The sequence below is a fragment of the Eubacteriaceae bacterium ES3 genome, assembly GCA_030586155.1.
GTDB lineage: Bacteria > Bacillota > Clostridia > Eubacteriales > Eubacteriaceae > Acetobacterium.
This window is the reverse complement of record CP130741.1, coordinates 922,272-937,548: the sequence shown is the minus strand read 5'-3', so window position 1 is coordinate 937,548 and position 15,277 is coordinate 922,272. Positions and strand designations below refer to the sequence as shown.

18 protein-coding genes are annotated in these 15,277 nt (G+C 40.9%); all 18 read right to left on the bottom strand.

The genetic code is table 11. The annotated features are described in order from the left end of the window. Nucleotides 1–7 precede the first annotated feature (7 nt). Nucleotides 8–1,456 (bottom strand): FapA family protein, encoded by a 1,449-nt coding sequence (locus tag Q5O24_04295; GenBank protein WKY48544.1) that lies wholly within the window; start codon nucleotides 1,454–1,456, stop codon nucleotides 8–10. A 30-nt stretch (nucleotides 1,457–1,486) separates the two neighbouring features. Further along, nucleotides 1,487–2,188 (bottom strand): flagellar hook-basal body protein, encoded by a 702-nt coding sequence (locus Q5O24_04290; GenBank protein WKY48543.1) that lies wholly within the window; start codon nucleotides 2,186–2,188, stop codon nucleotides 1,487–1,489. Between the two features lie 17 nt (nucleotides 2,189–2,205). Continuing rightward, on the bottom strand, nucleotides 2,206–2,967 hold the full coding sequence (locus tag Q5O24_04285; protein ID WKY48542.1) for a flagellar hook-basal body protein: 762 nt from the start codon (nucleotides 2,965–2,967) through the stop codon (nucleotides 2,206–2,208). Between the two features lie 10 nt (nucleotides 2,968–2,977). Next, nucleotides 2,978–3,748: a FliA/WhiG family RNA polymerase sigma factor gene (locus Q5O24_04280; protein ID WKY48541.1), complete on the bottom strand. Its 771-nt coding sequence runs from the start codon at nucleotides 3,746–3,748 to the stop codon at nucleotides 2,978–2,980. Between the two features lie 24 nt (nucleotides 3,749–3,772). Next, nucleotides 3,773–5,833 carry a flagellar biosynthesis protein FlhA gene (flhA, locus tag Q5O24_04275; GenBank protein WKY48540.1) on the bottom strand — a complete coding sequence of 687 codons (2,061 nt, stop codon included), beginning with the start codon at nucleotides 5,831–5,833 and terminating at the stop codon, nucleotides 3,773–3,775. Nucleotides 5,834–5,838: 5 nt separating this feature from the next. Beyond that, on the bottom strand, nucleotides 5,839–6,900 hold the full coding sequence (gene flhB / locus Q5O24_04270) for a flagellar biosynthesis protein FlhB (protein WKY48539.1): 1,062 nt from the start codon (nucleotides 6,898–6,900) through the stop codon (nucleotides 5,839–5,841). Between the two features lie 18 nt (nucleotides 6,901–6,918). Continuing rightward, the gene (locus Q5O24_04265; GenBank protein WKY48538.1) at nucleotides 6,919–7,683 is read right to left on the bottom strand and encodes a flagellar biosynthetic protein FliR; all 765 of its coding nucleotides are present in this window, start codon (nucleotides 7,681–7,683) and stop codon (nucleotides 6,919–6,921) included. 15 nt (nucleotides 7,684–7,698) lie between these two features. After that, nucleotides 7,699–7,965 (bottom strand): flagellar biosynthesis protein FliQ, encoded by a 267-nt coding sequence (gene fliQ / locus Q5O24_04260; protein ID WKY48537.1) that lies wholly within the window; start codon nucleotides 7,963–7,965, stop codon nucleotides 7,699–7,701. Between the two features lie 14 nt (nucleotides 7,966–7,979). Beyond that, nucleotides 7,980–8,747 (bottom strand): flagellar type III secretion system pore protein FliP, encoded by a 768-nt coding sequence (gene fliP, locus Q5O24_04255; protein ID WKY48536.1) that lies wholly within the window; start codon nucleotides 8,745–8,747, stop codon nucleotides 7,980–7,982. 1 nt (nucleotide 8,748) lies between these two features. After that, a complete protein-coding gene (fliO, locus tag Q5O24_04250) occupies nucleotides 8,749–9,090 on the bottom strand; it encodes a flagellar biosynthetic protein FliO (protein WKY48535.1) in 342 nt (113 codons plus the stop codon). 8 nt (nucleotides 9,091–9,098) lie between these two features. Further along, the gene (locus Q5O24_04245) at nucleotides 9,099–9,464 is read right to left on the bottom strand and encodes a response regulator (GenBank protein WKY48534.1); all 366 of its coding nucleotides are present in this window, start codon (nucleotides 9,462–9,464) and stop codon (nucleotides 9,099–9,101) included. A 27-nt stretch (nucleotides 9,465–9,491) separates the two neighbouring features. Continuing rightward, complete coding sequence (gene fliN, locus Q5O24_04240) at nucleotides 9,492–10,808, bottom strand: flagellar motor switch protein FliN (protein WKY48533.1); 1,317 nt, start codon at nucleotides 10,806–10,808, stop codon at nucleotides 9,492–9,494. Continuing rightward, nucleotides 10,805–11,827, bottom strand: coding sequence for a FliM/FliN family flagellar motor switch protein (locus tag Q5O24_04235; GenBank protein ID WKY48532.1), 1,023 nt, complete (start codon nucleotides 11,825–11,827; stop codon nucleotides 10,805–10,807). The genes fliN and Q5O24_04235 overlap by 4 nt, the downstream gene beginning before the upstream one ends. A 12-nt stretch (nucleotides 11,828–11,839) precedes the next feature. Then, nucleotides 11,840–12,622 (bottom strand): flagellar motor protein MotB, encoded by a 783-nt coding sequence (locus Q5O24_04230; GenBank protein ID WKY48531.1) that lies wholly within the window; start codon nucleotides 12,620–12,622, stop codon nucleotides 11,840–11,842. 40 nt (nucleotides 12,623–12,662) lie between these two features. Next, the gene (locus tag Q5O24_04225; GenBank protein ID WKY48530.1) at nucleotides 12,663–13,499 is read right to left on the bottom strand and encodes a MotA/TolQ/ExbB proton channel family protein; all 837 of its coding nucleotides are present in this window, start codon (nucleotides 13,497–13,499) and stop codon (nucleotides 12,663–12,665) included. A 35-nt stretch (nucleotides 13,500–13,534) separates the two neighbouring features. Next, entirely contained in the window at nucleotides 13,535–13,729 is a 195-nt protein-coding gene (locus Q5O24_04220) for a flagellar FlbD family protein (GenBank protein WKY48529.1), read from the bottom strand. Nucleotides 13,730–13,823: 94 nt separating this feature from the next. Beyond that, nucleotides 13,824–14,774 carry a flagellar hook-basal body complex protein gene (locus Q5O24_04215; GenBank protein WKY48528.1) on the bottom strand — a complete coding sequence of 317 codons (951 nt, stop codon included), beginning with the start codon at nucleotides 14,772–14,774 and terminating at the stop codon, nucleotides 13,824–13,826. Nucleotides 14,775–14,844: 70 nt separating this feature from the next. Beyond that, the gene (locus Q5O24_04210; GenBank protein ID WKY48527.1) at nucleotides 14,845–15,255 is read right to left on the bottom strand and encodes a TIGR02530 family flagellar biosynthesis protein; all 411 of its coding nucleotides are present in this window, start codon (nucleotides 15,253–15,255) and stop codon (nucleotides 14,845–14,847) included. Nucleotides 15,256–15,277: the final 22 nt, after the last annotated feature.

Sequence of the window (15,277 nt, the reverse complement as noted above, 5' to 3'; positions counted from 1 at the left end):
AACCTCCCTAAAGCATTCCTAAAATAATTTTATCGTCCATCCAATAGATTCGGCAATGATCCAGATTATCTGATTCAAAGTGAAACAGTTCATCACCAAAGTAAATTTTTACCCCCTGATAAAGCTTTCGCTTGCAGGAAATACTGCCGAAATATTCAATCGGGGTTTTCTTAACGATTTCATCCTTCTTTTCTTCGAACTTGCTGATTTCAGCTTCTATACTCTGTTTCTGCTCACTCAGATCTTTTAACATTAATGCAATTTTCTCAAGCGCCTGTCGATCAGTTTTTTTCATTGCAATACTTTTCTTTTCCTGATCTAAAAGCATCTTATTAACAGATTTTTCATTGATTGAAACCTTGGTCAGTTCCATTTTATTAAGAGAAATCTGCTCGTCACACTCAGCGATCGCATGGAGATCCGGTGTCGGCACCCCAACAATTGTAATCTTTGTCGGCTTCTCTCTATCTGTTCCTATATCTTTAGCTTTTAAGTCACCTGTCAGTTCAATTGAACCACCGACAATTAACTCCTTCTGACCACTTAAGACAATATTGCCTTCACATTGGACCTGACTTTCTATGATATAATCGGCGAAAACATCCCCATGGACTTCAATCAGGGCATTTTCGATATACTTGCTTCTTAGTTCTTTTTGAACCCGGATTTTTTTATCCCTGTTACCATTTATCCCCTGGGCAACCAGTACGTTTCCTCTGGCGTCAATTTCAGCATCCTCGATGACACCTTTGATAACAAGGTCACCACCGCACTTGACCCGAAAGCCACTGCAGACATCGCCATTAACCGTCACGTCTCCAGGAAAATTAATATTTCCGCTTAATATATCAACGTTGCCGGGAACTTGCAACATATCATTAACGTGAATGGTGTTGCCTATAAATTTAACGATCCCATCACATTTGGCAATAAGCTGAGACTGATCATCAGAAAAGTAAGTGTTCTTGCCTTCCTTGATCGCTGCCTTACGACCATCCTTTGCCGGAACCGGGTCTCCCAGCACAGTTTTACCGGCATTTCCTTTGGTTTCTTTGTCAATTCTACACAAAACCTGATTTTCATCGACCATCTGAAAATGACTTGTATTTTTGTAGTCTATTTTTTCCTCATCATCAAAAACCGGCTTGTATTCACCATCCGGTTTTACATAACAGGTGAAGGTTGCATCAGCACCGTCAATCGGCGCCATCCCTTCCGCAACCTTCATTTTCAGGTTAAATATCGGTCGCCCTGCCAGCTTTTCTACCGTTTCCTCTTGAATACCATAAACTACTTTTTGCGCTTCCAGGGCATCAAATATGTCCTGACTGGTTACTTCAATATTTTCTTCATCAGGTTCTTTATTTATCTTAACAAAGCCTGTCATTCCGTCTTCACTGATTAGCACTTCAATCCGTTGCTTCGCTTCTTCAGCACCACCTTTAATTTCATCCATTTATCCACATTCTCCTCAATATAAGCTTAGTTACCGTAATTGATTAATAACCGCTTCCATTTCATCTGCTGTTTGAACAATTCGTGAGCTGAACTGAAATGATCGTTGTGCTTCAATCATTCGTGCCGTTTCCACTCCTACATCGGTCCCCGAACTTTCAAGCATCCCCTGATAAACAGCTGACTGGGTATCAAGTTGAGGGGCACCTGATTGTGGTGTTTCCAGGAAAAAGTTATTTCCTGTCAGTTCCAGGCCATAAGGATTATCAAAGTAAAAAATCCCCAATTGTTCGGCACTAAAACCATCTGTTATATTGATTCGATTTAAATCGGCATCCATAACATAGTATCCACTTCCATCTACCAGAAAGTTTTGATCCCCTTCAACACTAATGCCAAAAGATCCGTCTCGGGTATAATAGATATCTCCATTCTCCGGATTTTGAATGGTGAAAAAACCTTTCCCTTCAATCCCACAATCCAGTTCAGACTCTGACGGCTCCAGGCTGGCCTGTTTGAATATCAAACCATTTTTCATGACTTTCACTCCATGTCCAGTATTAATTTCCGAACCGTTTCCGCCATTGACATCTTCATATAAAAGACTCGTCAAAGCTGTTAATTGAGCTTTAAATCCAGTTGTGTTGGCGTTAGACATATTATTGGCAATTGTATCCAGGGACTGCTGTTGGGCAATCATCCCAGCACGACCCGTATAAAATCCTCGTATCATCTTCTAATTCTCCTTATTTAAGAGGTTTTCCCAACCTGGTTGGCTGAAATCTCATGAATCCGGTCAAATATCTTTATCAATTGCGAACATGAATTATATAAATTCTGTCTGGCAATCAATGAAGACATTTCTTTTGTCAAATCGGTATTGGAAACCTCCAGATATTTTTGTAAAATGTTGAAGTTTTCCACATCTTCCTGGGCAAACCCGTTTGCAGCCTGGAAAAAGCCCTCACCAACTTGGGTTAAATCTTCCTGATTATCAACATTAACAATCCATAAGGTACCTCTGAGCTCGCCATCTACTCTCATATTGCCTGCTCCGTCAACGGTAAAATCACTGGTACCGATATTAATCGGCTGACCGTCAGTTCCCAAAACTTCTCCGGCACCAGGTAAAACCAGGTTTCCCTGATCATCAACTTCGAATTGACCATTTCGGGTCAAAACCTGTCCATTTGCCGCTGTATTGATTACAAAGAAACCGCTGCCCTGAATTGCCATATCCACATTTCGTTCGGTAGCCCGCAGATTGCCCTCACTAAAATCTGTATAATCTTCATCTACAACTGTTATGTAATTTGCGGTTCCAATATCCCAGTCATTAACATTGGGGTCTGTATTAACCCGGGCCAGTACATATTCCGCAAAACTCGATTCCACAGTAGTCTGCGTTTTGTAACCGGCAGTATTAACATTCGCCATGTTATTTGCCAGCACATCTATTGATTTCTGCTGAACAAACAAGCCTGCTGCAGCTGAGTAAAATCCCTGATCCATATTTTTCTCCTTAGTATTGATTCAAATTGTTCTTAAGCTTTAAAATGGCCTGCGAATGGATTTGTGAAATCCTTGATTCAGTTACCCCTAAAACTTCGGCAATTTCCTTCAATTTTAAATTTTCATAATAATATAAAGATATAACCTGACGTTCCTTTTCTTTTAAAGTATCGATCGAGTTAGCCAGCTGATGCTTAAGTTCATCAAATAAAAGTTTTGACTCAGGGCGTTCATCCCTGGTCTCCCGTTCCACTAAAGGCGAAAATTCCATCATCTTTTCATTAGCAGCTTCTTCAAAAGAAAGAATTATTGAATTATGTCGTTGCTGGAAAATCTTCTGCAGGTTGTCTTCAGTAATTTCCATGCTTTCAGCCAATTCCTGATTAGTGGGTTCTCTCCCCAGATCTGCATAAAGTTCTCCATATTTATCTTCCAAAAGTTTGGAAAGACTCCGCTGATTTCTGGGTACCCAATCTTGCTTTCGCATAAAATCTATAATTGAACCCCGAACTTTCAGGGTTGCAAAAGTTTCGAACTTATTCCCCATGTCTGGATTAAATTTCTCTACCGCATCAATCAAAGCAATCATGCCCTGGTTGACCATGTCATCCATCTGACCAAAGCCATTATAACTCCCCTTAAAACGAAGTACAATTCGCCTGACGAGATCAGTATACAATAGAACCAGCTCATTGCGAAGTTCAATGGTCGGATCATTTTGATATCGTCGCCAAAGCTCTATATTCTCCAGTTCCTGATTTTTCTCTTCTGCTAGATTCATTGTATTCTCCTTTAGGGGGAATGCTTAGCCTTCCATTTTCACCATTCCAATTACCTGGATCTGAATATTTGTCTCAATCTCGTTAAATGAAAGGACTGTCAAATCACTTAAAAATTGTTCAATTAGCCTTTTAAAGTATATCCTGACAATTGGTGAAGTTAAAATAATAGAGTGGTCGATAATTTCCTTTAATTTATCCCGCTGCTCAGTAACCTTTTCAACAATAGTCTGAACAACTGAAGGATCAATAGCCAAATAAGTACCATGCTCATTTTTCTTGGCTGAATTGAGAATAATATTTTCAATTTCCTGATCAAGGGCAATTACTTTAATGCTACTGCCATCCGTATATTTACGGGTAATGGTCCGTTTAAGTTTCTGTCTCACATATTCAGTCAGCATATCAGTATCCTTGATGCTGATCCCATGATCGCCGATGCTTTCCAGTATACTTTCCATATCCCTGATCGGAATCCCCTCATTTAAGAGATTAATCAGAATTTTCTGAAAATCGGCGATGCTGACAATTCCCGGGATGACATCTGCTACAATAGCCGGATTCGATTTAGAAACATTTTCAAGCAGGGTGTTGATGTCCTGTCTGCTTAGAAGTTCATGCATATGCTGCTTAATAATTTCCGATAGATGGGTGACTATAACAGAAAGTGCATCAATTACAGTATAGCCGTAAACTTCAGCCATTTCCTTATCATTTTCCGTAACCCATTTACCTTTTATGCCATAGGCCGGCTCAATAGTTTCAATCCCATCGATTTGCTCACAATCGCCGCCAGGATCCAGCGCCAGGAAATACCCCACCAGCACATCACCTTTGGCCACTTCTTCACCTTTTATTTTTATAATATACTGATTGGGGTTAATCAGCCCGTTGTCTCTTAATCGAACAGAAGGGATAACTACTCCCATGTCCAGTGCATATTGCTTTCTGAAAATAACTATTCGGTCAATGAAGTTTCCCGAAGAGCTTTCATCTACCAAAGGCAAGAGTGAGTAACCAAATTCCATTTCAATGGGTTCCACTCCTATGATATCATATACATTATCAATATTCCTGTAAAAATCTACTTCACTGCCTTCCTGCTCCACAAACTGAGTCAGTTCATCGGCTTCTTCAACTTCCACCTGAACCCGCTGGTTTCTGATTAAAATAATGCCAAATGTAACTAACATTATCGCGATAATTAAAATCTGAATGGCCGGTGCTCCAGGGATTAAAGACATGGCAGCAATGGCAATTCCGGCTATAATCAGGACAACTGGCTGTGATAAAAGCTGCCTGCTAACCTCAACATTTAAGTTGTCTTCGGAGGCTGCTCGGGTAACAATCATTGAGGTACCGACTGAAATCATCAGAGCTGGTACCTGGCTGACCAGGCCGTCCCCGACGGTTGCGATAGAATATACAGAAAGGACTTCAGTAAAGCCCAGCCCACCTTGCACCATACCGATTATAGTTCCAGCTACCAGGTTAATAACGGCAATGATAATGGAAGCAATAGCGTCCCCTTTAACAAACTTGGTTGCCCCATCCATAGCACCATAAAACTCAGCTTCCCTTTGGACGTTTTTACGACGCTCCCGGGCTTCAACTTCTGTAATTGTTCCGGAAGACAGGTCGGCATCAATGGCCATCTGTTTACCAGGCATGGCGTCTAAGGTAAATCTGGCTGATACTTCAGAAATTCGCTCGGCCCCTTTGGTAATAACAACAAACTGAACAACGATAATGATTAAGAATACAATAAAACCTACAATGGCGTTTCCTCCCAGAACGAAATTACCAAAGGTGGCAATAACGGCTCCAGCAGAACCCCCATTTGAAAGTATCAGTCGAGTTGAAGAAATATTTAAAGCCAACCGCAACAGCGTGGTAATTAAGAGGGCCGAAGGAAATATCTGAAAATCCAGAGGCCCATTTATAAACATAGTCGTCAAAAGAATAATCATCGACAAGGCCATATTCAGGATAAACATAAAATCCAAAAAAAACGGCGGCAAGGGTATGATTATAAGTGCCAGTGTGACAACGACAAATATGACAACCAGATTATTTATAATTCTCATGAAATCTAGAGTTCCTTCTTCTTAGTATTATAAACCCACGCCATCAGTTCAGCAACAATCTGATACATTTCCGGCGGGATATAGTCATTTACTTCAATGGTCTGATATAGCATTCTGGCCAGAGGTTTATCCTCTTTAATCAGGACGCCATTAGCTTGTCCCAATTCAATGATTTTCAGGGCAATGTAATCCTGACCTTTTGCCAGTACCTGAGGTGCCGGATCTTTATCCATGTCATAGCGAATTGCTACGGCAAAATGGGTCGGATTCCTGACAATCACATCGGCTTCCGGGACCTGGCTCATCATTCTGGCCTGACTCATCTCTCTTTGTTTCTGACGAATCTTTCCTTTGATTTGTGGATCCCCTTCAGTTTGCTTATACTCGTCTTTTACTTCCTGCTTGGTCATCTTCAGCTTTTTCTCATAGTCATACCTCTGATAGAAAAAGTCTGCTGCTGCAACAACAGCAAAAATCATAACCACAGTGTAGACCATGCTCATTACATTTTCACGTAGGAAGCGAATATTTTCATCAAGTGCTGTATTCAACATATCAGGCGCTACCGCCATAATATCTAAAACAACAGAATAAATAATAAAAATTATGAGGGCTACTTTGAGGATTGATTTTATCAGTTCAACAATAGAACGTAGGGAAAAAATACGCTTAATCCCTTCCAGGGGATTAATTTTGTTGGGTTTAAATTTTATCCCTTCACCGGTAATTAAAAAGCCAGTCTGAACTCCGCTCATAATAACCGCCACGACCATCAGCACCGTCACGATTGGCAGAGCCGTTATAAAAATAGTAATAACCATCTCTTTTATAATGTTGGCGCATAAAGCAATTGTCAGTGATTGAACCCCGGCAACCAGTTCCAGCTGAGCAACATAGAACTCTTTTAACTGAATATAAATAAAACCTACCAATTGATTCAGTAAAAAAAATCCCACAAGCAGAACAACCACACTGACTACATCCCTGCTTTGAAAAGTATTACCCTTCTTGCGTTCGTCCCGGCGCTTCTTGGGGGTCGCCTGTTCGGTTTTTTCTGATTGTGCCATTTTTTTCTCCGTAAATTATCAAAACATGGTTAGGGCCTGAGAGATCTTCTCCATCATCAGGGTATCAATTTTTAACATAAAATCGCCAATTGATGGAATAATTGTGATGATTACAATAACCCCTACAATAATCTTAACCTGAAGATTGACAACAAAAACATTGATATTGGGTACCAGTCTCATCAAAATACCAACTGCAAATTCTACAATTAGCTCGGTAATAATTAAAGGAATCGCTAATTGCACTGCATAAAGTAAAATCGAGGTCATCAGTTCGATGAAAAACACCCCAATCTGTGAAGAAATCACTTCTGTACCAACCGGTACAATCTGAAATGACTGGACAACTACGTTAATCAGTGCCAAATGGGTATTAGATACGAAAAACAGCATAGCATACATGGCGGTCAAAAGATTACCTGTGATTGTGGCATTAATATTCGTAGAGGGGTCATACATTGAAGCCATACTTAAACCAATTTGCATATCAATCATCTGACCGGTGATCTGAAAAACGCTTAAAAACATCTGGGTAATAAAACCAATTACAAAACCAATCGCCAGCCCTTGCAGCACGGCCAGCATATATTCAACGGTTGTGAGCGACATGACATCAAAATCACCCATGTAATTAACGGCAAATAAGGCAACCGACATCGAAAATCCAAACTGTATAATCGTCGGAACATTTTTACGTCCCAAAATCGGATTAAACATTATCATCCCCGTAATTCTTGAACCTGCCAGTATAAATAAAAAAATCTGATTTAAGCTGATATCCATAAACTTGGTAAGCGACTAAATCTGAGTCGCGATAAATTCAAAGATTCGCAGCGTAAAATCACTCATCTGCTGCATCATCCAACCCCCAAAAAGAATCAGCATCAGTCCCATGACTAAAAGTTTAGGTACAAATGTCATAGTCTGTTCATTGATTGAAGTAGCTGCCTGAATAATTGAAATCAGCAAGCCAACTGCCATTCCCACCAGGAGAATCGGTGCAGACACTTTTAGACCAGTTGCCACTGCGTCCCGAAATACTTCCATTAATTGACCTGTTCCCATAGTCTCTCCAATCTCTAATTATATGTCATGACCAGTGTTCGAATGAGCAATCCCCAACCATCAACGACAACAAAAAGCATTACCTTAAAAGGCAGTGAAATCATAACTGGCGGGAGCATCATCATCCCCATAGACATTAAAACACTGGCTACAATCATATCAATGATCATAAAAGGGATATATATCAGAAAACCGATAAGAAACGCCCGTTTTAACTCACTGATTACAAATGAAGGAATAACAATGGTCATCGGCAGATCCATTCCGTCAAGTGTCTGAACATTTTCATCACCCGATAAACTTAGGAAAAGATTCACATCTTCTGCAGTGGTCTGCTTGAGCATCCATTCCTGCATTGGGTCGCTGGCCAAAGTTAAAAAAGTTTGGGTATCCACCGTTCCCGCACTATAAGGCTGAAGGGCTACCTGGTTAATTTCGCTAAACACCGGTGACATAATAAATAAGGTCGTCGCCAGCGCTAAACCAACCAGAATCTGGTTGGGTGGCGTCTGCTGAAGACCTAAAGCGTTTCTTAAAAAAGATAAAACAATAATGATACGACCAAAACAGGTCATCATTAGAAGCATTGACGGAATGACGGCGATCAGAGTCATCAGGATGACAATTCTGACGGAATCCGACCCCTCTCCCACCAGCATATCGGCAATCGTTGAAGCATGAACTTGATTCGCCGAAAGAATAAATATTAAACACAGGCCCAGCAGTGTTTTAAAAGAATGTTGTCTGATTGTCTGAGTCATTTGCACTGCTTTTTTCTTCATCCTACTGTTCCTTATTTTTCATTGATTTTAAAATACTGGCAAAGCTATCTTTACTTAACTCTTTTTTTACCGGAATTTCAAGCGGAGTATCCAGTTCTTTTATCAGCGAAATATTCTGTTCACTGATTCCAAGCAACAATTGCTGTCCTTCTATATCTACAATTACCAGGGAACTGGACTTGCTGACTACAATCCGTTCCACCACCTTGATGTGGTTGCCACCAGTGATATTGCCAGAAGCTCTAGCCACACGTTTAGCATACCAGTGACTGCCATAATAGGTTAAGATCAGGACACCAATGGTGCCAAGCAGCGCCAGCACAACCGAAAAAACGTCGTTCACTTTTTTTCCTATGCTTTGCCTAAAGCACTGTTGACGGTCTGGAGCAGGCGATCGGCCTTAAATGGCTTAACAATAAAATCAAGTGCACCATTTTTAATCGCTTCAACAACCATGCCCTCTTGACCCATTGCTGAACACATGACTACTTTTGCCTGTGGGTTATAACCTTTAATTGCCTGAAGCGCCTGAATACCATCCATGATCGGCATTGTAATGTCTAAAAGGACCAAATCAGGAGTATTTTCCTTATAAGCGGCTAGAGCCAGCTCACCATTTTCAGCCTCGATAAATTCCGAGTATCCTCCCTTTTTCAGGCTATCCTTGATCATCATTCGCATAAAAGCTGCGTCGTCAACAATTAAAATTTTATCCATTTTTATTTTCCTTTCTGATGCATCCAATTATTTTTTGTTATTTAATTCTTCTTTTGTTTTTATAATCTCAGTGATTTTAACACTGTAGTTATCATCTACAACAACAACATCTCCCCTGGCTATCAGACGGCCATTGGCAATTACATCAACCTGATCACCTGCCTGACGGTCCAGTTCCACAATATTCCCCAGTGTCAACTCTGCAATATCTTTAATTTTTTTCTGGGTTCTACCCAGTTCAACACTGATTTGAATTGGAACCGACATTATTAGCTCCAGATTATCAGCAGATACTAGATTTCCCTGGTCCTCAGGAGCATCAAATGAACGATAATTATAATTACTGACTTCTACAGGCTGCTGATGCGATACGACATTCTCCGAAGGATGCGGCGGCATCTGCTGATATTGTCCTGGAGGTGCCTGCTGATACTGTCCCGGCGGTACCTGCTGATAGGGCTGCTGGTACTGTCCCGGCGGCGCCTGCTGATATGGTTGCTGGTATTGTCCCGGTGGCGCCTGCTGATATGGCTGCTGATACTGTCCCGGCGGTGCCTGCTGATATGGCTGTTCATATCCCTGAGGAGGTTGCTGATAAGCCTGGTCATAGCCTTGTGGCGGTGCCTGTTGTGGCGGTGCCTGTTGTGGCGGCTGGTCCGGTGTTGGTGCTTGTTGCGGTGGCGGAGTTTGCGGCGGCGGCTCGGGAGGAGGCGTAACAACTTCTTCTTCCTCTTCCATTCCGCTGACACCCATGGACATAGCGACAATTTCCTTAGCCAGACTTGGTTCCATGGCACTGATAAATTCACTGTCTACCAGATCTTCAATGATCAGGTGAAATTTGATACTAACCAGATTATCGCCTTTTAGTGCAAAAAGCTCCCTGACACTGGTTTTACTGGTTGTGTCAAGCATCGACGGTGGCGATATATTAACCACCTTTCCCAGAAAGGAAGCAAGCGCCCCAGCTGCCGACCCCATCATCTGGTTCATAATTTCCCCGATGGCTGATTTACTGATTTCATCAAATTCCATCTCATCACCCGGCTCCATACCAAAGAGCTGAGACAGAATTTTTTTCATATCCTCTTCTTTTAACAGTAAAACATTGGAACCGTCAATACCTTCAACATAATTGATTAGTACGCCAATAACCGGTTCCAGGTAGGTGAATTCAAACTCCTCTACCCCAACAGTTTCAATTCTCGGAGTCGTGATATTGACCTTTGTACCGAGTATGGTCGACATGGCCGTAGCCGCTGAGCCCATACTGATATTCATTACCTCTCCGATTACATCAATTTCCATATCGGTTAATTTTTCGGGGTTCATTTCTGCTGTCATTCGCTTGGCTCACTTCCTCTCTTTAATATCTCTTTTATGGCTATGGCCTTTTTCTTCTTAATGTGTCCCATTTCACCTTTAAACCAGACTTCATCATTTACGACCAGATCCACCATCGTATCCACTGGTTTATTTAAAGTGATGATGTCACCCACTTCCAGCTCCAAAATATCCTGAGACATCACTTCAACTTCTCCCAAAACGCCTCGCAATTCAAGTGTGGTCTTTCTGATTTCATCAACAATATTTTTACGGCGTGCCTCTTCGGCTGCCTGATCACCACGTTTCTGACTTCTCTTTTTTAATGTCTCTCTTTTTTTGAACATCATATCCAGGGTACTGGCAGGAATACAAACATTAATTTTTCCCAAAGTTTCATTAACCTTAATATTCATGACGATAATCACCACATTATCGTCGGTTCCAATCCCCTGCATAATTCGAGAATTTGTTTCCAATTTCATCAGGCGGGGCGATATTTCCAGATAGTCGAACCAGGCATTTTTCATCAGGTTAATCATTCCCTTTAGAAAATATTCCAAAACACCAACTTCTATCTCCGTAAATTCCCGGTCTTCCTCTAATGGTTTTCCCGTCCCTCCCAGCAAACGATCAAAACTGGCAAAACCAATTTCTTTGGAAACGTCCATAATAACCATATCTTCTTCAGCATCACTGTCTTTGACCTGGAAATCAATCAATCCCATTAAGACTGAATCAGGCAAAGCGTTATTAAATTCATAGTACTGCTGTTCTTCAACCTCGATTATTTCAATCAGACTATAAGTCTGCAGGATTCCAGTCATATGGGAAGACAACAACCTGGCGTAAGTTTCATAAATACTGAACAGATGTTTTAACTGTTCACGAGTAAATAGCTTAGGTCTCCTGAAGTCGTAGTCCTTGACTTTTTTACCCGAAGTCGAATCCGCTTCCTGAGACTCCTCCATATCGCCGCCGCCACCAACAAGGCTGCTTAAAAGGCTATCGATTTGACTTTGTGATAAGATTTCTGCCATATTAGTCTCCCGCTATTGTCCTTCCTGAGTCGTTTCTGCGTTTGTTTCTTCTGTTCCCGATGATTCAACAATAGTCTGGAAATCCTGGATAAGATCATTATCTTCGGAAATAATAATTTCAACCCGTCGGTTTTGGGCACGTCCTTCTTCGGTATCATTACTTGCAATGGGATGATACTGACCGTACCCAACTGCCAATAATTTTGCCGGATCACTTACATAGCCAGCCTCCAGAAATTTAAGAACAGTATTTGCTCTGTCAGTGGAAAGGTCACGATCACTAATTGGAGAATCGGCAACTGCCGTATGTCCATCAACACGTATTGCTCTTATACGATCCTGAACATCTCTAATCGCCGCACCAATATCCGTCATAAGTTGACGTCCTTGGGTTGTTAAAACTGCTGAATCAGGCTGAAAGAACATTGAAGACATAAACTGAATTCCCACGACATTCTCCCCCTGGGAGACCTTAATCTGATCTTCCAGACCTTTGTTTTTAACATACTCGCTTAAATACTGATACAACTCCTCTAGATCCACCACATCCTCGACGTCCACATCTTCGGTTGTCGAGGTCGCAGAATCCGCTTCATCTGTTGCTTCCCCTGTGGGATCCAAAAGTGCTGTCGGGTTAAACATTTCAACCAGCAGCTCGTATTTGGCCGCATCAATCGTTGACATAGAAAAAAGAAGCACAAAGAATACAAGAATAAGGGTAATCATGTCCGCATAAGTATTCAACCATGCATCTTTATTGGGGCCATTCCCCCCCCCTTTTTTTCGTCTTCCCATTTTTTATACCCCTTTTTAAATAAATCTAAATGAAAATTATCTACTTCTTCTTTTTCTTTTCTTTTTTGTTGTCTCCGCCTTCTCCATCTTCGCCTTTTTTCTTCTTATTAGAAGCCTCAACAAAGTTCATCAATTTTTCCTCAATGTATTTAGGATTTTCGCCTTCTTTGATGGAAACAACTCCCTCAATAATCAGCTCTTTAATCATGATATCCCGTTCTTGAGCAATAGCTACCTTATTAGAGATTGGGAGGAAAATTACATTTGCAATGACTGACCCATAAAAGGTGGTAATTAAAGCGACTGACATATCCTGACCCAGTTTTTCAGCTCCGCCATCGAGGTTCATACTTTTTAGCATATTAATAAGACCGATCAGTGTTCCGATCATCCCGAAAGCTGGTCCTAAGGCCGCTCCAAAATCATAGAGCTTGCGTTCTTCTTCATTACGCATCTCAATGAGTTCCAACTTTTGATCGAACCAGATTTTAAGCTTATCCGGCTCGATTGCATCGACGATTCGCAGTACTGATTCCTTTAAAAACTCGTCCTCAATTTCAGCGGCTTTAGCTTCCAGGGCCAAAAGCCCTTTTCGTCTGGCTTCTTTAGAAAGTTCGACCAGAGTTTCCACATATTGCATAGGATCTGTCTTATCCTTAAAAAATACCATCTTTAAATGTTTGGGAATTTTTGTGAAGGCCTTAAAAGGGAAGGAGGCCAGCAGTACCATAAAAGTACCACCGATTGTAATAAATATACTTTGAGCATTAAAAAAGTTTGCTAAAGCCCCAATATCAAATCCACTGGAGCCAAAGGTCATCCCAAAAAAAAGTGCCACCACAACTAATACATAGCCGATAATTACTGTAATTTCCATACGTACTTCTCCTGTGAGAATTTGTCATACTACAATCATCGGCTAAAGATATTCCTTTTATAGGTAAGGATTTTGGAGACTACCTGTGATGAACTCTCCACAACAACATAAGTCCGTCCGTTGTTTAGCCGTATTGTAGTATCTGGTTTTTCTTCGATTGTTTCGATTAATTCGCAGTTAAGAATGAACTTCTCGCTTTTTCTTTTATCTAATCTCGTTAATTCTATCATTTTTCATCCCTCATTTAAAGTATTAAATGGCTTCGCCCGAAAATTTTTCTTTTTCGGGCGAAACATTGTCTTTATTTATAACTTTTTAATTGAATTATCGTTTCAGGTTAACCAGTTCTTCAAGAACTCCATCTGATACCGAAACAATTCGGGTATTAGCCTGAAAACCACGCTGAGCGGTGATCATTTCGGTAAACTCTTTGGAAAGGTCAACATTTGACATTTCAAGACCACCGGAGACTATACGGCCAGTACCAAGTTTTTGAGCTTCAGTTGGCTGGGCATCACCTGAGTTATTTGAAGATGTGTAATAACCATTTCCATCCTGTCCAAGAGCATCTGGATTTCCGAAATTTGACAAAGCAATGTATCCTAAGACAACAGGTTCACTATTAATTATCCCTGTAATAGCTCCAGTATAGTCAATTGAAACACCGGTAAGATTATTTAATAAATCTGTAGATAGTGTGATATTTCCTATTGTATCAGAACCATAATCATCATTAGTAGGATCAGTTATATCCGCTACGCTTTGTCCATCCACAATTCTTTCTGCACCTGTTACTGAATCGCCTAATGTCCAACCTAATGTATCCGCCACAGTCCCCTGAACGATACTACCGTTAGAATCAACCAGATTTCCGGCTGAGTCAAAGCTGAAATTACCAACACGAGTGTACTTTAAAATTTTCATGCCAGCATCATCCAAACCTGTATTAACCATGAAAAATCCATCCCCATCAATAAAACAGTCCATAGCACGGCCGGTATCAGCACCTGATGCATTGGTCATAATCAAATCGATTGAGCCGATTTTAACCCCATAACCCATCTGACTGGGGTTAACACCACCAGTAGCCGAATCTGCAGCATCTGCTGAACCAGCAACTGAATTTCTGACATTCTGATATAAAACATCTGAAAAAACTACTCGGCTGGCTTTAAAGCCGTAGGTATTAACATTGGCAATATTATTACCAATTACATTTAATTTTGTCTGATGGGCATTCATCCCCGAAACTGCAGAGTATAAAGATCTTAACATAATTTATCCTTTCTGCGCCAATTGAGCTTATCAATCGTTCAAAGCTCTTAACTTCCTCATCGAGGTCCAGTTATATAAACAAGGCGCCGTCAATATCATTGACAATTTTATCTTTCATATCATTTTTATCCATGACGGTGATTACCCGTCGGTTCTGTGCACTGACAATAAAAGCTGAATCTTTCATCATTATCAGAGCGTTATTGATTCCTTTTTCCTGTGCCTGATCGCAGGCTTCACTTAACTTTTGAAGATCCATTTCGTTGACTTCAATATTGCGCTGCTCACTCCGTATACTGGCGTGTTTGGTAAACGTGACAGTTGAAGAACTTAGATTCTCATTCAGCAGATCTTTAAAACTGCTTTCTTCCGTCTGTTTTCCGACTGTAGCTTGTTTATTCTGATTGGAACCGAGGCGCTCAGTCTGTCTGACAATGGCATCATTCATTCGAAAATATGCATTATTGATAGTGTCTGCCATAAAAACCCTCTTTTCCTGTTAT